The following is a 19,139-nucleotide window of genomic DNA, read 5'->3' as shown; positions in this document are numbered from 1 at the left end:
CGACGGTCTTTGACGATGTCGCCTTCGGCCCCCTCAACCTGGGGCTGCCACCGGCAGAGGTGGAGCGCCGGGTCACGGATGCCCTGGAACGGGTCGGCGTCGCACATCTTCGCGACAAGCCCCCCTATCGCCTGTCGGGGGGCGAGAAACGGCGCGTCGCCATTGCGACCGTGCTGTCCATGAGCCCCGACATTCTGGTGCTCGACGAGCCAACCACCGGCCTCGACCCCTATGCCCGCCGCCAGCTCATGGGTCTTCTGCGGGATTTCAGCCACACGAAGATTATTACGTCCCACGACCTGGACATGGTTATGGATCTGTGCGAACGGACCATTGTCCTGCGCGGGGGGAAGGTGGCGGCCGATGGTCCCACCCGCGAGATCTTCGGCAACGATGAACTGCTGGCCGCCTGCCGGCTGGAACGTCCCCTGTCGATGCAGGGGTGTCCGGTGTGCGGCCGTTGATCCGGTAGCTGCGGGAGGATTGCATGAAACGTATGGTCATTGGCATTGCTGCCTCTGTTGCCCTTGGTTCTGCGCCATGGGCACTGGCGGCCGATGATGCGAGAACGGAGGCACGCACCTGCCGCCAGATTGCGGAATTGACCCGCAAATACGACACCGGCCGAACGCTTCCTGGCGACATGGCCGTTGAAGGGCAGCCGTGCCTCAGGAGCGAGGCTGCCGACTGCCTGTTCGGTGTCCTCGAAAACGTGCTCGCGAAGTGTCGGGCAGAGGGCAAGGATTCGCTCGCTCCCGAGGAGCGGGCCTTGATTCTCCGCCTCAGGGAAGAGCTCGACGCCGAGCTGGAGAGCCGGCACGGTTACCACACGCTGCGGGAGGAAGTCGAAGCCATGCTCGCCAAGCCCGACCTGTACGATTATGAATACCGGCTCGGCATGAATGGGTTTGTCAGGGGAGAAGGTGCCGGCTCTTTCCGGCTCCCCGAGTTCGGCCAGGCAACCGGGCACGCTGAAGGGCGCTTCCTCTATCGCGTCAAACCGTACCTTTTCTGGCATCCGGTGGCATGGCTCGATCTCCACGCCGAGGGACAGGGGTACGGCTTCAGCGGGGGGAGCCAGGATTACGGCAAGATTTCCCTCTACCAGGGCTTTGCCGAGGTCCTCTGCCCCCTCCGGGACGGGAATTCCCTCAAGGCCGGCCGTCAGGAGCTTGTCTACGGCAGCTCCTTCATGCTGGGGAGCGATTCGTTCTACAAGGGACTCGTCTATGATGCCGTGCGGTTGCGGATAACTCCTCTGACACCGCTGACGGTCGACATCTTCGGCGGCTGGTATGCCTCCCCCTGGTCCGACGGCACAGAAGGTGGCCTTGCCGGGGGTTATGCCACATGGAACATCAGCGACGGTACCGGCCTGGAATTCTATGGATTTCGCGATAGCGGCTCCACTGAGCGTCATGACGGGGCGCATCGCAATTCCTTCGGCCTCAGGGCCACGGCCAAGCTCGGCTCCGCCAGTATTGAAATCGAACCGGTCTGGCAGACGGGACGCCTGTTCAACGGTGATGATGCCAATGAAAGCATCAGGGCCTGGGGTGGCCATGCCGATATCATGATCGACACTGATCTCGGAGGGATCGGCAACCATTTCTTTGCCGGCGTCGCCTATGGCTCGGGAAGCCGTGATGCGGCCCTCGGCGTGAGCGGCAGGAAGGAGTTTCTGAATCAGGCCACCGACTCGTCTCTCACTGGCGATATGAACGTGGTCGGTGATCTGTCGGGGCTGGATGTCGGTGATTATCACGCCAGCGGGCTCCAGGTTTACACGCTCGGCTGGGGAGTCGATCTGACCGGGGAGTTGAGCCTGACAGCCACTGGCCGCTATTTTCTGGCCAACTACGTGCCCGACGGGTTCAGTCGCCGGATCGGCCTGGAAACCGATTTCACCCTGACGTACGCAGTTTCTGACGCGCTATCGATCATTGCCGGCTACGACAGGTTCTTTACCGGCAGATTTTTCAGCGACGCCTCGGGGAGCAATGGGGACATCCACTACGGGTATCTCATGTTCCAGTTCGATCTGTCCCACACGAAACCGAAGCAGGCCCGCGGCAGATAACGGGACGGCCATCCCGCCGGTGCACAGTGGTCACGGAGAGAACAGCGGGGCCGGTCGGGGAGCTGCATAAAACTTCTTGAAGTTTATCCTGTAGTGTACGTATTCTTGTGGGGCAATGCCGTCTGGTCCCCTGGGCCTCGCGCGGCATTGCACCAATCCGGCACAAACGCACGAGAAAGGGTACTGTCATGAACATGAGATACTTCGCATCTGCCATGCTCGTTGTTGCGGGAGTTTTTCTTGCGTCCGTCCGGCCGGCGGTTGCGGGACAGGGCCATCACGGGCACGGCGGAGCCGTGGAGTCGTCGACCGCCGCACCTGCCGATGCCGTGGAGTATCCCGATTGCGCCCACTGCGGCATGGACCGGGCGAAGTTCGCCCACAGCAGGATGCTGATCGTCTACCACGACGGTGAAAAGGTGGCCACCTGCAGCATCCGTTGCGTCGCACTGGACCTGAAGGACAAGAAAAACAAGCCCGTGGCGTCGTTTCAGGTGGGCGACCTCACGAACGGCACGCTGATCGACGCCGGAAAGGCCCATTGGGTCATCGGTGGCGCCCGGCGCGGGGTCATGACCAAGACCCCCAAGTGGGCCTTTGCCGACAAGGGGGCCGCCGAGGCGTTCATTGCCCGGCACGGCGGCACGTCCGCCACCTTTGCCGAAGCGCTCAAGGCGGCTACGGACGAGCTGTGATGAAGAAACCAGCGGGATTTTTCCGCAACACGCAGAGCTTGTTCGCAACCAGGCGTTGCTGTTCCGCACCCGTTTCGGGGGCGGATTTTGCGCGGCAGTTTGTTGCGGACACGCTCCGAAACCGGAGGAATTGATGAAAGGCATTGCATGGGCGGCGGCCCTCCTGTGGGTTGCGGCCGCGGCAACGGCGCACGCCGCCGGCGCGTCGCTGCCGAAGGGCTACGAGAAGTGGGACATGAGCAAGGAAAAGGTGATAGCCGACAAGAATTCCCTGTTTTACGGCATTCACAATATTTACGTGGACAAGAAGGCCATGGCGGCCTATCGGAAGGGCGGTCCCTATCCTGAGGGAAGCCGGTTCGTGGTGGTCCAGCACAGCATCAAGGATGCGGGGGGCAAGCCGACCAAGGGAAAACGGAACATGATCGTCCTCATGACCAAGGATAAAAAGCAGACCGCAACCGGCGGCTGGCTCTTTGCCGGCTTTACTGCCGAAGGGAAGCCCTCCGGCGTGGACACGGTCAAGAATTGCTACGAGTGCCATCTCAAAGAGGCCGGGAGTCGTGACTTGGTCATATCACGGTACGCTGATTTCAGATAGCACCTCACGGCATGGGAGGAGCCAACGCCGCGGATTTCCGCGGCGTTTTCTTTTTTTGCCGCGGGTCGCCGTGGGCAGGGCAGGGACGGGCTCCGGACATTTTTTCAGAAAACTCTCAACTATTCAGTGTGGGGGACGATAAGCTGACATAGCAGTGTATGCAAACGCTCTGAGCACCAATCCCGGCTTTCGGAGAGCTCTAATGGTCGGCAGTCTGGCAACCTTTCTGAAAAAGAGCGCTGCATCGGTGCTGGGAGTGCCAGGTGCGCTGCTTTCCCGACTGCTGCCCCGAGACGCGGCCGAACCGGCGGATTTTCGCTGCGGGTCCGGCTATCGCGGGCTGTTCGAGCATGCGCTCGACGGCATATTCATCATGGATGCCGAAGGACGCTACCTTGACGTCAATCCTGCCATCTGCTCCGCAACCGGCTACACCAGAGAGGAATTCCTTGCCCTGGATTGGGGCGTGCTCAGCAGAGGGATCGATTCCGAATGGGCTGCGTCGTCCCTGGCGCGGATAGCCGGCGGCGAGCCCCTGCGGGAAGAGCGGACCGTCTGGACCCGCAACGGAGATCAACTGACAGTGGAACTTTCGGCTCACCTGCTGCCGGACGGCACGATTTTCGGGATCGTGCGGGACGTATCCGAGCGCAGGCGGATGGAAGAGGCGCTGCGTTCCACCAGCGAATTCCTTGACACGATACTCGATGAAACCCCGCTGCCGATCTACATTACGTCCGTGGACGGAACGCTCCGGCTTGCCAACAACGCCTGGGAGCGGGAGACGGGCATCCCCCGCAACGTTGCCGTTGGCCGCCGCCTGAACGAAATATTTCCAGCCGCTGTGTGTGCCCAGTTCTCCGAGCTCAATCGCAGTGTTGCCGAAACAAATGCCATTGTCGTCCTTGATGAATCCCTTGATCTCGGTGCAGGAGCGCGGGTGTTCCACACGGTCAGATTTCCCCTCAGGGATGCCGCCGGGGTCGTGGTCAATGTTGGCGGGATATCGATCGATATCACCGACCGCACAAAGATGGAGGGCGATCTGAGGGCCGCCCATGCGGCTGCTGTCGACTCTTCCCGGGCCAAGATCGATTTCCTGGCCAACATGAGCCACGAGATCCGGACCCCCATGAACGGCGTGATCGGCACCCTGGAACTCCTGAGGGAAACCGTGCTGGACCCCAGGCAGCGGGAGTACACCGAGATAGCCCGCGAGTCGGCTGAGAGCATGTTGGCAGTAATCAACATGGTCCTCGACTACTCGAAGATCGAATCGCGGCAACTGGTGCTCGAATCGGTTCCTTTTGCCATCCGGGAGGCCGTCGAGCGGACCGTCAAGCCCTTCAGGGCCGTTGCGGCGCGCAAAGGAGTCATGGTGGCGGTCGATATGCCGCCTCACTTGCCGGAGACGGTGGTGGGGGACCCGGTGCGCTTTTCGCAGATCGTGGCAAACCTGGTGGGCAATGCCGTCAAATTCACCGAGCAGGGGGCCGTTACCGTCCAGTTGGGAGCAGCCGCTGCCGGCGACAGCCGGTTTGACGTCAGTTGCTCGGTCGGAGACACCGGCCCCGGCATTCCCCCTGAAAAGCTCGACACGATCTTCGAGCCCTTTGTCCAGGCCGATGGCTCCACCACCCGCATCCACGGGGGGACCGGCCTGGGCCTCGCCATTGTCCGCCGACTGGTGGAGGCCATGGATGGGGCGATCTCCGTTGCGAGCGAGCCTGGCACGGGGAGCACCTTTTCCTTTTCGGTCAGTCTGCGCGGCGCGCCGGACGCCATCGCCTCCCCGCAGCCTGTGGCCGGCTGGGCGGTGGCGGAGAAATCTGTTGCGGTCCGGCCCCTGTCGGTGCTCCTGGTCGACGATAGCGCGGTCAGCCGCAAAGTTGTTTCTCTGCTGCTTGAAAGCGACGGCCACAGGGTCAGCTTTGCCGGAGACGGCGCCGGTGCCCTGGCCGTGCTCGGCCGGGAGGCATTTGATATCGTGCTGATGGATGTCCAGATGCCGGTCATGGACGGCTTTGAAACCATGAGGGCCATCCGCGCGCGCGAAACGGCAGGGGGAGGGCGGCTCCCGATCATTGCGCTGACCGCGCGCGCCCTGGTTGGCGACCGGGAGCTCTGCCTGGAGGCAGGAGCCGACGACTACCTGGCCAAGCCGGTGAACTTCGGCGAATTGAGGCGGGTCATCAGTCGCCATGGCTGCCGCGGGACCACGCCGTCGGCGCCGCCTGCGGAGATCAGGCCCGATGCAAGCGGCGGAGCTCAGCCGGCTGCACTGTCCGGAGGGCTGATGGACGAACTGGGCGCATCCGTGGGTGATCGGGACGAGCATGCGGTGGAACGCTGCACGCGCATGCTGAAACGGGAAGCTGCCCATCTTGGCAGGAACGGGCTTGTTGATGAGGTATTTCGACTGCAGCTCGCCTCGCGGCGGGGCGATTGGGAGCGGGTGGACGAGTTGCTCGGCGTTGTGGCCGCACTGCTGCCGGCACCGGCTCGTGCATGCGATCCGTCGGAAGCGGGACGGGGTAATGATTGATGTGGAAAGGAGATGTTAATGAAGACGCTTATTGTTGAGGATGATTTCATTTCGCGCAAAATCATGAAGGAGCTTCTTGCCTCGCTCGGTGAGTGCGATATCGCCACCGACGGGGAGGAGGCGGTCCAGGCGTTCCGGCTGGCCCTTGATGAGCACCGCCCCTATGATCTCGTCTGCATGGATATCATGATGCCCAACATGGACGGCCACGAGGCCCTGGAGCAAATCCGCGAGATAGAGCGGGGGCTGGGGCTTAACGGCGCCCAGGAGGTCAAGGTCATCATGACAACTGCCCTGGACGATCCGAAGAACGTGGTGGAGGCATTCTATCGCGGCGGGGCCACCTCGTATCTGGTCAAGCCGATCACCAAGCAGCGCCTGATGAAGGAGATCAGGAGCCACGGCCTGCTCTGAGCAGCCGGGCCGGCGCGGTGCCTATCAGGAATTTCCTGATTCGGATTCGCTAAAGTAATCCCAGAATTTGTCGATACGGTAAACAGTTAGTTAAAACGGTGGCTTAGGGCTCCCGGCTCGAGGGGGCCCAGAGAGGCTCAACACAGTGGCTTTTGACGTGTTTCGCAGGTTCAGGCAGGATGGGGCAAAGGCGGGATGTCCGCCGGGAGGAGCGCCGGCGGTTGCTGTGGACGACACCCTGTTGCAGGAGTTGCAGGTCTGGAAGGAATGCCTCACGAATGCCGGCGAGCGGCTGCGGCAGGTCACCGGCTCGACCGAGGAGGAATTTCTTGCCGTAGGTGCCCGGCTCCACGAGTTTTACAGCCGTGCGGGCGATATCGAGCGAATGACCCGCGGCGTGGCAGAGAGCGTTCTCGGTGACGAGTTCAGTGGCGACATGGACGCGCTGTCCGCGATTCTCGACCGGATCACCACGTATCTTGGCCAGGCCGACAGCCAGACCGAGCAACTGACCCGGACGCTCAGGTCGGTCCTCGAACTGATCGACCGGGTTGACACTCCACTGGAAGGTTTCAGGAAGATCATCAAGAATCTCCACATGCTCAGCACCGCCGTCAAGATCGAAAGCGCGCGGCTCGGCGAGGGGGCTGCCGGATTCAACACCCTTGCCGGGGACGTCGAGCGGCTGTCGGTTTCCATCAAAGACAAGTCGGCAAGGATCCTTGGGGAAAAGGACTCGCTCGGCCAGGTCATCACCGCCACCCTTGAAAGCATCTCCCGCATCGAGGCGGGCCAGCACGAAGATGTCTGCCGGATCATCTCCGAGACTGGAGAGAACCTGGGTGCGCTCAGCACGCTCCATGCCCGCTGTTCCGACGTGGCCAACAATGTGGCCACCCTGTCGGCCGAGATAGCCGACAGCATCGGCGAAGTGGTCACGTCGCTCCAGTTCCACGACATTACCCGCCAGCAGATCGAGCATGTCAATGAAGCATTGGAAGATGTCGTCCGCCATCTGGCCCGGCCCGGCGACAATCCCCGGGAGGATGTGGCCGAGGCGGCCGAGGTCTGCGATCTTCAACTGGCGCAGCTCCTCCATTCTCGGGACGAACTCGTGTCGGCGGTGGAGAGGATCATCATCAATCTGCGCGACATCGTGGCGAAAGAGACTCGCATGTCCGAGGAGACCCGCGGCATTACCGGCAGCGCCGACCAGACGGGGCACTCGTTTTTCGCCAGGATGGAAGAGGAAATGGCCAGCGTGACCCGGGTCCTCTCCGATAATGTGCGCGCCAAGCGCGACACGGCTTCGGCCATGATGCAGGTGGTCAATTCGGTGAACGACATTTCCGCCTTTGTGACCGACATTGAAGAAATTGGGACCGAAATCGAGCTGATTGCCCTCAATTCGCAGGTGAAAGCGGCCAATACCGGCGACGGTGGCGCGGCCCTCGGGGTCCTTGCCGAGGCGATCCAGCACCTGTCGGTGGATGCCCGCACCCGCACGGGCGACGTCTCGGCCACCCTGCGCGAGGTTACCGAGGTCACCGGCCGCCTCGTCCGGGAAGTGGATGCCGACGTGAGCTCCAGAACCGATGAGATCGAAAGCCTGCTGGTGGAACTCAAGCGGCTGCTCGGCTCGGTGGAGACCATCAACAGCCGGCTGGTCGGACTGCTTGCGGATATGGACAGCGCGGTGGGGAGCCTTTCGTGCGACATCGAGGCTGCCACCAGCGGTCTTTCGGTCCACGACACCGCCGGTGCCCTGCTCGGCGAGGTGGCGGAGGCCATCGAGGAAACGCTGCGCCACATGCGCCGGACGGTCCCTGCTGCGGCCCGGCGCGGCAACGGCGGCAAGCTGCTGGACCTGGCCCAGCGGTATACCATGCACAGCGAGCGTACCGTGCACCACCGGGTGGTCGGTGGCGCCCCGTCGGTCTCGGCAGGGGTGCCCCCGTCTTCGGGCGATGGCCTCGGCGATAACGTGGAGCTGTTTTAGCCAGTGAGGAGATATCATGAACGGACTGACGATTAAGCGGAGACAAGGGGGGGATTCGGGTGAGCGATGCATCCTCTGTATCGGGGGTGACCTGACCATACCCTTTGCCGGCGAATTCAGGGGAGCGCTGCTCGAAGCCTTGGACCAGGCCGCTTCGGTGGAGGTGGACGTGAGCGGGGTGAGCACCGTGGATATCACCGGCCTGCAACTGCTCTGTTCGGCCCACCGTGCCGCCTGCACGAGACAAAAGGGGTTTTTCCTCACGGGAAGGGATAACCCCGTTTTCGTGGAATCGGTCGGCCTTGCCGGGTTCGAGCGGCACGTGGGCTGTTCGCGTGATGCCGGCAAGAACTGTATCTGGATCGGAGGGGATGAGTAATGGCCAAGACTATCATGACGGTTGACGATTCCGCCAGCGTACGCCAGATGGTGAGTTTCACCCTCAAGCAGAACGGCTATGACGTGGTGGAGGCCGTCGACGGCAAGGATGCCCTTGCCAAGCTCGCCGGTACCAGGGTCGACATGGTGATCACCGACCTCAACATGCCGAACCTGGATGGTATCGGGCTTATCAAGGGGGTAAGGGCAAACCCCTCCTACCGGTTCACTCCCATCGTCATGCTCACCACCGAATCACAGGAAAGCCGGAAGCAGGAAGGCAAGGCCGCCGGTGCCACCGGCTGGATCGTCAAGCCCTTCAAGCCCGAGCAACTGGTGGCGGTGGTCAGGAAGGTGCTCGGCTAATGGACGCCCATCGGCAGGCTTACAGGGAAGAGGCCTACGAGCTGCTCTCCGAGTTGGAGAGCTCGCTCCTGGAGTTGGAAGAGAACCCGGACGACATGGACCTCATCGGCCGCGTGTTCCGGGCCATGCACACCATCAAGGGGTCCGGCGCCATGTTCGGCTTCGAGGATATCGCCACCTTCACCCACGAAGTGGAGACGGTCTTCGACAAGGTCCGCAACGGCCAGATGACGGTGACTCGCGACCTGGTGAACCTGACCCTCAGGGCGCGGGACCTTGTCAAGGGGATGCTCGATGTCTCGGAGGGGGGCGATCCGGTGGAGGGGCGCGAAGCGGAAGAGGTTATTGCCGGGCTCCGGGCACTGGTTCCCGCTCCCGAGGTGAGGGATCCCCTGCCGGTGGAGATGGTGCACGCCCCCCCTGGCGCCGAGGGTAAGGATGATGTGGCGGTGACGTACCGCATCCGGTTCATCCCTGTTCCGGAAATAACCGCCAACGGCACCAACCCGCTCCTCCTGCTGGCGGAACTGCGCCAGCTCGGCGCATGCCGGGTCGTGGCCCAGATGGAGCGTGTGCCGGCACTGGAAGAGGGCAATCCCGAGTTCTGCTACGTGTATTGGGACGTGATCCTCACCAGCAGGCGTGGGGTCGATGCCATCCGCGACGTGTTCATCTTCATCGAGGACGACTGCGAGCTTAAGATCGACGTGATCGACGACGGCGGCATCCTCGACACCGATGCCGACTACAAGAAGCTCGGCATCATCCTGGCCGAGCGGGGGGACCTGACGCGGCAGGACATGGAAGCGATCCTGGCACGCCAGAAGCGTTTCGGCGAACTGCTGGTGGAGCAGGGTATCCTGCAGCCCGAGAAGGTCGAGTCGGCCCTGATCGAACAGCAGCACGTGAAGGAGGTCCGCAAGGAACGCCAGGCCCAGGAAAGCGCTTCCAGCATCCGGGTGCCGGCCGAGAAGCTCGACATCCTCGTGAACCTGGTGGGCGAGCTCGTGACGGTGCAGGCCAGGCTCTCGCAGACCGCCGCCGGCCGCGGCGATGCCCTCCTCGACACCATTGCCGAAGAAGTGGAGCGCCTTACCAACGAACTGCGCGACACGGCCCTGAACATCCGGATGCTTCCCATCGGCACCACGTTCAGCAAGTTCAAGCGGCTGGTCCGCGACCTGTCGGTGGAACTTGGCAAGGACATCGAACTGACCACCGCCGGTGCCGAAACCGAACTGGACAAGACGGTCATCGAAAAACTGAACGATCCCCTGGTCCACCTGATACGCAATTCCATCGACCACGGCATCGAGATGCCCGAGGACCGCGAGGCCGCCGGCAAGCCCCGGCAGGGCACCGTCCACCTTGCCGCGGTCCATTCGGGAGACAGTGTCCTCATCACCATTACCGACGATGGTGCCGGCCTCGACAAGGAGGCGATCCGAGCCAAGGGGCTCGAGCGTGGTCTCGTCACCACCGGTGCCGAGTTGTCGGATAAGGAGATCTACAACCTGATCTTCGCTCCCGGCTTCTCCACGGCAAGGAAAGTCACCAGCGTCTCGGGGCGCGGTGTAGGCATGGACGTGGTGAAGAAGGCCATCGACGCCCTGCGCGGCACCATCGACATCACCAGCGAACGGGGGAAGGGGAGTACCATCACGATCAAGCTTCCGCTGACCCTGGCGATCATCGAAAGCCTGCTGGTCAAGATCGGCACCGACTGCTTCGTCATGCCGCTCTCCATCGTGGAGGAGTGCATCGAGCTCACCCGCGAGGATGTGGCCAATGCCCACGGCCGCAACCTGGCCAACGTCCGTGACCAGATAATTCCCTACATTCCCTTGCGCGAGCGCTTCCGTATTCCCGGCGAGCTTCCGGAAATCGAGCAGATCGTCATCACGTCCATCCAGGGGAGCCGGATCGGCTTCGTGGTCGACGATGTGATCGGCGAACACCAGACCGTCATCAAGTCCCTGGGCAAGATGTACAAGGATGTGAAGGGGCTTTCTGGCGCGACAATCCTCGGGGACGGCTCCGTGGCCCTTATTCTGGATGTTCCCCATCTGGTGCGCGAGGTGGAACGGGAGCAGGCCGCGGGGTAGCAGGATGGTGCTCTGCCGGCAGTGTCTGTAATGCAATGGTAAACGGCGATGCTGCGGTAAAACGCGGCATTTTTCTCCTGTTCGGGGAGCCGGGGGCAAAGCGGGCAGTTGTCCGCAGGAAATTTGCACGGGCCCCGAGGTAATAGGTTGTGAAACGGGCAAGAGTAGGGTTTAATGGGCAGCAACAGGCACATCTATTCCTTCCGCCGGAGTCCGGGCCATTTCATGAAACATATTTTGGTCATTGATGACGACGAACAGGTTCGAACCCTCGTGGGCAGGTTCATTTCCGGAGCGGGTTTCGCCGTGGAAATGGCAGACAACGGCGTTACCGGACTTGCTGCCATGAGACGGGCGCCGGCAGACGTGGTGATTACCGACATCATCATGCCTGAAAAGGAAGGTGTGGAAACCATCATGGAGTTGCGGCGCGATTTCCCGGACGCGAAAATCATCGCCATGTCGGGCGGCTCTCCCCAGATGCAACCTGATCTCCCCCTGCGGCTCGCCAGAACCCTGGGTGCCGACCGTATCCTCCACAAGCCCTTCACCCGTGATGCGCTGCTCAATCTGGTGAACGAGCTCACTTCTTCCTGATTCGAGTGATCAAGGACGTTTCCGTGTTTGGCACAACCATCCTGGCACTGGCCTTTGCTCTGCTCTATCTGCGCCGCTGGCAACAGCTCAAGCGCGAGGTTGCCCTGCGCATCGAGGCTGAGCGGCTGTTCCGGGAAACGCTGGAACACATCAAGCTCCTGGCGATTCAACTCGATACGCACGGCAACCTGGTTTTCTGCAACGACTATTTTCTCCAGATCGTGGGATGGGAGCGACGGGAAGTGATCGGCGTCAACTGGTTCGACCGTTTCGTCCCCCCTGACCAGAAAACGGTCAAGCGGATATTCTACTCGTCCCTCGAGTCGGGAAACATGCCGGTACACGTTCAGAACGACATTGTCACCTGTGGCGGCAAGCGGCTGTTCATCTCCTGGACCAATACGGTCATCCGCGACAGCTCGGGAGCCATTATCGGCACCATGAGCATCGGCGACGACATTACCGAGCGCACCAAGGCCGAAAACGCGCTGCTCAACTATCAGGAAGAGTTCAGAAACCTGGCTGCCGAACTGTCGTTGGCCGAGGAGCGCGAGCGTCGCCGGCTCTCCACCGACCTGCACGATCTCATCGGCCAGACCCTGGCCTTTGCCAAGATCCGCGCCCATTCGCTCAGGGAGCATGTGGCGGATGACGGCCTGACGCAGTTGGCAGAGCTCACCGGGCTCCTTGACCAGTCGATCCAGGATGTCCGCTCTCTTATTTTCCAGATCAGCCCGCCGATTCTCTACGAGGTGGGGCTTGAAGCCGCCCTAGAATGGCTGGGAGAGAATTTTCAGGACAACCACGGGTTTCGCGTCACGTTCAGTGACGACAACACGCTCAAGCCCCTGAGGGAGGAGATCAAGGTTACCCTGTTCCAGGTGGTGCGCGAGGTGCTCATCAACGCGACGAAGCATGCCTCACCCGATACGGTGCACATCGACATCCGCGGTATCGGCGAATCCGTCCGCATAACGGTCAGGGACGACGGCCGGGGATTCGACGTGGCAAAGGCTGCCCAGAAATCAAGGGATAGGTCGGGTGCCGGATTCGGCCTCTTCAATATTCGCCAGCGGATCGAGCGCCTGGGGGGCTCGCTGGCGATCGAATCGACCCCGGGGTCAGGGACCATGGTAACCGTCGTAGCGCCCCTTGAACGTGCCCGTGATGACCGTTGATACATATAATTAAAAACGATATTGTAACAAGCCGGTGCATTGAAGTATACATACACTGATGCCGGGAACTTGGCCATGCCTGGTGTTCCAACGGGTCGCGACTTGGGGTATGACGGATATGGCCGGCGGTTGGGGTGCGCCGCAGGCATGGCGCCGGCAATGGTGCGAGCGACCGGCCGGAGACAGCGTGAAGTCGGGAGCGATTGGCCGCGGGCAGTTCTGGGGGAGTGAGGTTGCCGAGTGGGGATACGGGTAGTAATTGTCGACGATCACAAGATCATGCGCGAGGGGCTCAAGTCTCTCCTTACGCGGGAGATGGACATCCAGGTGGTCGGGGAGGCCGACAACGGCCGGGCCGCCACCCAGTGCGTCAGGGATCTTGATCCGGACGTGGTGCTCATGGACCTTACCATGCCGGAAATGAACGGCATTGATGCGACCCGGCGCATTGCCGCCGATTATCCCTCGGTCAGGGTTCTCGCCCTTTCCATGCATTCGGACCGCCGCTTCATCGAAGAGGCGCTTTCGGCGGGCGCCCAGGGGTTTCTGCTCAAGGACTGCGCCTTTGACGAACTGGTGAATGCCATCCACGAAGTGGTTGCCGACCGGTTTTACCTCAGCCCCCGCATTACCGGCGTCGTGGTCAAGGACTATCTCGGCCGGCGCGGCCGACCCGAGTCCGCTTCCTCCATCCGCCTCACGCCCCGCGAACGGGAGGTGCTCCAGCTCATTGCCGAGGGCAAGAACACCAAGGAAGTGGCCTTCTCCCTCGATGTCAGCGTCAAGACCGTAGAATCCCAGCGCATGCAGATCATGCGCAAGCTCAAGACGAACAGCATCGCCGACCTGACCAAATTCGCCATCCGCGAAGGGCTCACCACCCTCGACTGAACGCCAGTCTCCCTGCTCCGTTCACGGCGCTTCGAGCCGGAGCAGCAGGTTCCGCCGTTGCCGTTACGGCGGCATTGCTTTCTCCCCTCCCGTTGCACATCACCGGCAGTTCTTCCATCAAATACGCATGTCAGGTAATTCGCCGGCTGTTGTCAGGATAATCCTGATAGTGCCCCGGGGCGTGTAAACCGATTCAATCTTAAGGGGGGAGACTTCCTGGGTTTCGAATTCAAGGCGTTCCATACCCTCTGCAATCGGAACGTTCCGTGCCGGTGGGGCCGGCATCCTGACAAGGAACGGGGCGTCCCTCTGTCATGACTCCATCCGTCGGTTCCCATCTGGCCGGCGGATGGAGTCTTTTGTCGTTGCTGGTGCGGGCATGGACTCCTGACGTTTGGCATTCCCTGTGCTAAACGCCAAATCTCCGACCACGATCGAGGATGACGAGGCACTGTTCGAGTCGCTCGCCAGCGGCAGGGTCGAGACCCTCATCTCCGTTCGGTGCCCCCTGTATCTCAATCCCAACAGAAAGCACGCGGCACTGGTCCCGGCCATGGCTGACCCTCTCCGCCGGATGAAGCGGGACGGGTCGATCAGGCGGATCATGATTTCGGTCCTCGGAACCGCAGACTAACCCGATGTCAGCAGAAACCTCCCCACATACCCTCGGTAAACGGCTGTTCCGCCAGACACTTCTGCTGGCCCTGGCTCTCAGCGTCGTGTTCTCGGCTGTTTTTACCGTTGCCGAGTACTACCGCAGCAAGGCTTCCCTCAACGAATCCGTGGAGCTTCTGAAAAAGACCCACCTGGACGCCATCACCGCCGCCCTCTGGAGTCTCGACCACCAGCAGATGGCGGCCCAGATCGACGGGCTGCACCACTACCCATTCGTCAGCTACGTGGCCGTGGTCGATCAGGGAAGGATCGTCGTCGAAGCCGGAACCAGGAGCGATTTGTTCGGCGATGTCCGCAGGATAGATCTCGCGGCGACCTATAACGGCCATCAGATGCCCCTGGGGTATCTCCATCTGGAAATCGACCGCCAGGCCATCATGCGCGATGCCCTGTCCACCGCGACCGTAACCCTGCTGTTCCAGACCCTGACCATCACCATCGTGATGCTTTTCGCCTTCATGCTCTTCGAGCGCCAAGTCACCCGGCACCTGGCTGCTGCGGCCGACTACTTCACCTCCTTCGGCCTCGCCCAGGTACAGCAGCCCCTTCAATTGGACAAGACCTGCCATGGGGATGAGATCGACGCCCTGGTGGAGGCATTCAACCGGATGCGGGAATCCCTTGCCGTCGCTTATCAGCAGCAGCAGGGCATGCTCCAGGCCGTGCGCGAGAGCGAGGCGTTGCTGCGGGCGATCGCCCACAGGATACCGAACGGCGGAGTGTGGGTGGTTGCCGCTGATGTCCGCTACATCATGTTTGAGGGAAGTCTCGTGGAAACCCTTGGCCTGAGTGGCCAAGAGACGCTGGGGCGCATGCCGGGCGAGCTGTTCGGAGAGCATCTTGCCGGCCGGCTGGAGAGCTGTTATCGCCTGGCGCTTGCAGGCGAGACCCTGAGCGAGGAAATCGAGTACCAGGAGCGCGTGCTGTGGGTCCAGTTCGCTCCCCTTGCGGACGAAAACGGGGTGGTGATGGCCGCCATGGCCCTCGGCATCGACGTGACCGAGCGGCGGCAGATCGAGGCGGAGCGGCGGGACATGCTGCAGCGGCTGGGCCAGGCCCACAAGATGGAGGCCATCGGCCGGCTGGCCGGAGGGATTGCCCACGACTACAACAACAAGCTCACGGTGATTCTCGGCTACGCCCACGTGCTCAGGCTCACTGGTCTCCAGGGCAAGGATGCGCCCGAACAGCTCAACCAGATAATCAAGGCGGCCGAGCATTCCCGCGACATCACCCGCCAATTGCTGGCATTTACCCGCAGCGAGCGGGTCAATCCCGTCAGGGTCGACCTCGACCGGCTCATCTCCCAGAGCAGCAAATCCCTCAGCCGCCTGATCGGAGAGGATATCACCCTCAGCCATGTGGCCGGCGCGGATCTCTGGCCGGTGCGGATCGATCCGACCCAGGCCGATCAGATCCTCATGAATCTGGTGATGAACGCCCGCGACGCCATAGCGGGCAACGGCAGCGTCACCATCGCGACCCAGAACATCGTGCTCGACAAGGGAACGGCGGGGCACCTGCAAGGCGCATCGCCGGGAGAATACGTCCTGATGACCGTGAGTGACACGGGTTGTGGCATGGACCCCGAGGTTATGGAGCATATCTTCGAACCTTTTTTCACGACCAAGGAAATGGGGAAGGGAACCGGTCTCGGACTTGCCACGGTTTACGGGATCGTACGTCAGAATGGCGGTGCCGTCAGCGTTGAGAGCGCGCCGGGCGGAGGATCGGCCTTTTTCATCTATTTGCCCCGTTTTGTGGGAGAGACGCCCGAAACCCGCAGGCCAGGAGAGGGCGGCATCCTTCCCGCAAGGACCACGCTCCTGGTGGATGACGACGCTGCCGTGCGGGATGTCACCGCGCTGATGCTGCGGCGGCTCGGGCATACCGTGATAACCGCAACCAGCCCCGGCGAGGCGATACGTCTCTGTCAACAGCCCGGCATTGTCGTCGATCTGATCCTCACGGATGTCATCATGCCGTCCATGAATGGCCGGGAGATGGTCCGGGCCATTCTACCCCATCAGAAAGCGGCCCGAGTGCTCTACATGTCCGGCTATCCGGCGGACGCAGTTGAAGGGCGCGGCGCGGTGGACGCCGATGCGCCCCTCCTCCGCAAGCCCTTTGCCCTGGACGTGCTGAGAGAGCATATAGACCAGATCATGTCCGCCGTCCACTGACCATTGTTGTTTCTGCCACGGCCCCGCCACGTTCGTATTCGCCACCCCCTCGCGCAGCCTTTCATCCCCCCTTGCGCACACTTGCCGTTATTCTGGCGTTGATAAAAATGGTGTAATGAATCGGTATAGCAGGCTGTTGAAATTCAAATAGAGAAAACAGCCGTTTTATGGTAGTTTATCGCGCATAACACTTTGCAATTATTGAGGAAAGTTATGCGCGGTTTTGACAGCAACACAGAAGCACTTTTTACCTATGTGACTCCTGAATCCTTTGTCCCGAAGGACCACCCCTTGCGGGCCATTCGTAAAATGGCTGACGAAGCCCTGGCAGGGATGGACAAGCTCTTTGACAGTATGTATGCCACAACCGGCAGATCGTCGATCCCGCCGGAGAAGCTCTTGAAAGCCCAACTGCTGATGATTCTTTACTCCATCCGTAGCAACCGGCAGCTGGTGGAGCAGATCCACTACAACTTCCTGTTCCGCTGGTTCCTTGGTATGGGCCTGGATGAGAAGGTCTGGGACCATTCCAGTTTTACCAAGAACAGCGAACGGTTGATCGGTTCCGAGGTTGCTGCCGAGTTTCTGTCACGGATACTGACTCAGGCGGAAAGAAAGCGCCTTTTGTCACGCGAGCACTTCACGGTTGATGGCACCCTCATCGAAGCCTGGGCATCCATCAAGAGCTTCAAGCCCAAGGATGGTCCACCGTCAGCTGGCGGTGGAGGCAGAAACGAGACCGTGGATTTCAAAGGGCAGAAGCTTACCAACGAAACCCATGGTTCTGTTACCGATCCCGATGCCCGTCTCTACCGCAAGGGAAAGACCAAGGAAGCCAAGCTCTGCTACCAGGGGCACACCCTGATGGAGAACCGCAGTGGCCTGATTGTCAGGACCAAGGTAACAATGGCATCCGGTTCCGGCGAACGCGAAGCGGCAAAGACAATGGTGCAGCGTCTCCCCCGGACCACCCGCCGCATATCGCTTGGCGGTGACAAAGGCTACGACACGGAAGCCTTCGTCAGAGAACTCCGCCGGCTCAGGATCACACCGCACGTGGCGCAGAACACCACGAACAGAAAGTCGGCCATTGACGGTAGAACCACCAATCATCCGAACTACGCCATCAGCCAGAAGATCAGGAAACGGATCGAAGAAGGCTTTGGCTGGATGAAGACCGTAGGCAGGTTACGCAAAACGATGTACCGGGGAATCGAGAAAATCGCCATGCAACTTGACCTGCACGCAGCGGCTTACAACCTGGTTCGGATGAAAAACCTGGGCCTTGGTGTCACCTGACAGGGGGAACATCCCTCGAATCAGGCAACAACAGCAGCATATGAGGTTGATAAAGAGCAAAACGGCGGACTGAAACCCCATAAAGCGCTCAACTGATTCAAAAAAATCGAACTAAAAGTTCTTCAATCTCAAATAGGGCCGATTTTCAACGACCTGATAGGGGATTGGGAGGCGGGTTGTCAGGGATTTCCCTATACTCCTGAAAACCGTTCTCCCGATAGATATATCAAAGCAGTCAAAGTCCATGTGTTGGTACGTTGAGTCAAAGCAAAGGAGGATGATATGACATGGTTTTACAATTTGAAGATTGCATCAAAGCTGATACTGGGTTTTTCTCTTGTTACGCTGATAGCTTGCATCATTGGCGTAATAGGGATAACAAAAATCATGCAAATAGAAAAAGCCGATACAGAGATGTACGAGCTCAACGCAAAACCGATGGGTCCCATTTTGACCACTGCTGTGGCATTTCAAAGAATAAGGGTAAACTATCGAGAAATAGCTTTGGAGCAGACGCATGAAGGCAAGGTAAAGTTTTCTAACAGGATTGAAGAACTGCATAAAATAATAGATGACAATCTCCCTGAAATCGAAAAGTCTCTCAAATCAGATGAGACAAAGAAGGCCTACGCGGATATCAAGACCGAATTGGCCAAGTTTGTCCCTCATCTTGACAAAATTGTGGCACTGGCAATGGATGGGAAGAACGATCAGGCCATTGCCTATATGAGGAGCGATGCCGTCGCCGGGCTTGCCCGGTCAGTGGATGATTCGATCCAGAAGCTGGCTGATCTGAAAATCGATCTGGCAAAGAAGAAATCCGAGAGCAATACCGCCGCCGCCAAGGCCGCGGTTGCCATGACGGGCATCATCCTTGTGATTGGTGTGGCCCTGGCGGTCGGACTCGGCATATTCCTTTCCCGCATAATCAGCCGCCCGCTCAGATCGGCCGTGGATGTGTCAAACCGCCTGTCTGAAGGAGATCTGACCGTAACGATCGAGGCAACGAGCAAGGACGAAACGGGCCAACTGCTGGCGGCCATGCACAACATGGTCGAGAAGCTGAAAGGAGTGGTAGCTGACGTGAAGAGCGCAGCGGACAACGTGGCCGCCGGCAGCCAGGAGCTCTCCTC

Annotated in this window: 17 protein-coding genes; all 17 read left to right on the top strand. The window is 60.6% G+C overall.

The genetic code is table 11. The annotated features are described in order from the left end of the window. Positions 1-464: energy-coupling factor ABC transporter ATP-binding protein (locus AC6CDK_RS14630; protein WP_496639894.1), on the top strand; the 464-nt coding region annotated here is incomplete at its 5' end. Positions 465-487: 23 nt separating this feature from the next. Then, positions 488-2,080, top strand: a complete 1,593-nt coding sequence (locus AC6CDK_RS14625) for an alginate export family protein (RefSeq protein WP_192905544.1) — start codon at positions 488-490, stop codon at positions 2,078-2,080. Between the two features lie 188 nt (positions 2,081-2,268). Beyond that, positions 2,269-2,775 (top strand): nitrous oxide reductase accessory protein NosL, encoded by a 507-nt coding sequence (locus AC6CDK_RS14620; protein ID WP_039645497.1) that lies wholly within the window; start codon positions 2,269-2,271, stop codon positions 2,773-2,775. Between the two features lie 133 nt (positions 2,776-2,908). Further along, positions 2,909-3,376, top strand: a complete 468-nt coding sequence (locus AC6CDK_RS14615) for a cytochrome P460 family protein (protein ID WP_039645496.1) — start codon at positions 2,909-2,911, stop codon at positions 3,374-3,376. A gap of 202 nt (positions 3,377-3,578) precedes the next feature. Continuing rightward, entirely contained in the window at positions 3,579-5,921 is a 2,343-nt protein-coding gene (locus tag AC6CDK_RS14610) for an ATP-binding protein (RefSeq protein WP_039645494.1), read from the top strand. Between the two features lie 18 nt (positions 5,922-5,939). Then, positions 5,940-6,335: a response regulator gene (locus tag AC6CDK_RS14605; protein WP_039645491.1), complete on the top strand. Its 396-nt coding sequence runs from the start codon at positions 5,940-5,942 to the stop codon at positions 6,333-6,335. 145 nt (positions 6,336-6,480) lie between these two features. Then, positions 6,481-8,334, top strand: coding sequence for a methyl-accepting chemotaxis protein (locus AC6CDK_RS14600; RefSeq protein ID WP_192905543.1), 1,854 nt, complete (start codon positions 6,481-6,483; stop codon positions 8,332-8,334). A gap of 16 nt (positions 8,335-8,350) precedes the next feature. Further along, on the top strand, positions 8,351-8,713 hold the full coding sequence (locus AC6CDK_RS14595; protein WP_039645488.1) for an STAS domain-containing protein: 363 nt from the start codon (positions 8,351-8,353) through the stop codon (positions 8,711-8,713). Further along, positions 8,713-9,078, top strand: a complete 366-nt coding sequence (locus AC6CDK_RS14590; RefSeq protein WP_066357616.1) for a response regulator — start codon at positions 8,713-8,715, stop codon at positions 9,076-9,078. The genes AC6CDK_RS14595 and AC6CDK_RS14590 overlap by 1 nt, the downstream gene beginning before the upstream one ends. Beyond that, a complete protein-coding gene (locus AC6CDK_RS14585; RefSeq protein WP_039645483.1) occupies positions 9,078-11,183 on the top strand; it encodes a chemotaxis protein CheA in 2,106 nt (701 codons plus the stop codon). The genes AC6CDK_RS14590 and AC6CDK_RS14585 overlap by 1 nt, the downstream gene beginning before the upstream one ends. A 225-nt stretch (positions 11,184-11,408) precedes the next feature. Further along, a complete protein-coding gene (locus tag AC6CDK_RS14580; protein ID WP_039648284.1) occupies positions 11,409-11,780 on the top strand; it encodes a response regulator in 372 nt (123 codons plus the stop codon). A 23-nt stretch (positions 11,781-11,803) separates the two neighbouring features. Beyond that, positions 11,804-12,958: a PAS domain-containing sensor histidine kinase gene (locus AC6CDK_RS14575; RefSeq protein ID WP_039648282.1), complete on the top strand. Its 1,155-nt coding sequence runs from the start codon at positions 11,804-11,806 to the stop codon at positions 12,956-12,958. Between the two features lie 240 nt (positions 12,959-13,198). After that, positions 13,199-13,849, top strand: coding sequence for a response regulator (locus AC6CDK_RS14570; RefSeq protein WP_039645481.1), 651 nt, complete (start codon positions 13,199-13,201; stop codon positions 13,847-13,849). A 406-nt stretch (positions 13,850-14,255) separates the two neighbouring features. Continuing rightward, entirely contained in the window at positions 14,256-14,483 is a 228-nt protein-coding gene (locus AC6CDK_RS14565; RefSeq protein ID WP_066357615.1) for a hypothetical protein, read from the top strand. Between the two features lie 4 nt (positions 14,484-14,487). Continuing rightward, on the top strand, positions 14,488-16,707 hold the full coding sequence (locus tag AC6CDK_RS14560) for an ATP-binding protein (protein WP_192905542.1): 2,220 nt from the start codon (positions 14,488-14,490) through the stop codon (positions 16,705-16,707). A gap of 213 nt (positions 16,708-16,920) precedes the next feature. Beyond that, the gene (locus tag AC6CDK_RS14555) at positions 16,921-18,006 is read left to right on the top strand and encodes an IS5 family transposase (protein WP_192905541.1); all 1,086 of its coding nucleotides are present in this window, start codon (positions 16,921-16,923) and stop codon (positions 18,004-18,006) included. A gap of 282 nt (positions 18,007-18,288) precedes the next feature. Beyond that, on the top strand, positions 18,289-19,139 hold an 851-nt coding region (locus AC6CDK_RS14550), incomplete at its 3' end, for an MCP four helix bundle domain-containing protein (RefSeq protein ID WP_496639893.1).

It is taken from the genome of Geobacter sp. PheSNFMC (assembly GCF_059620965.1).
This window is presented reverse-complemented; position numbering and strand designations above follow the sequence as displayed.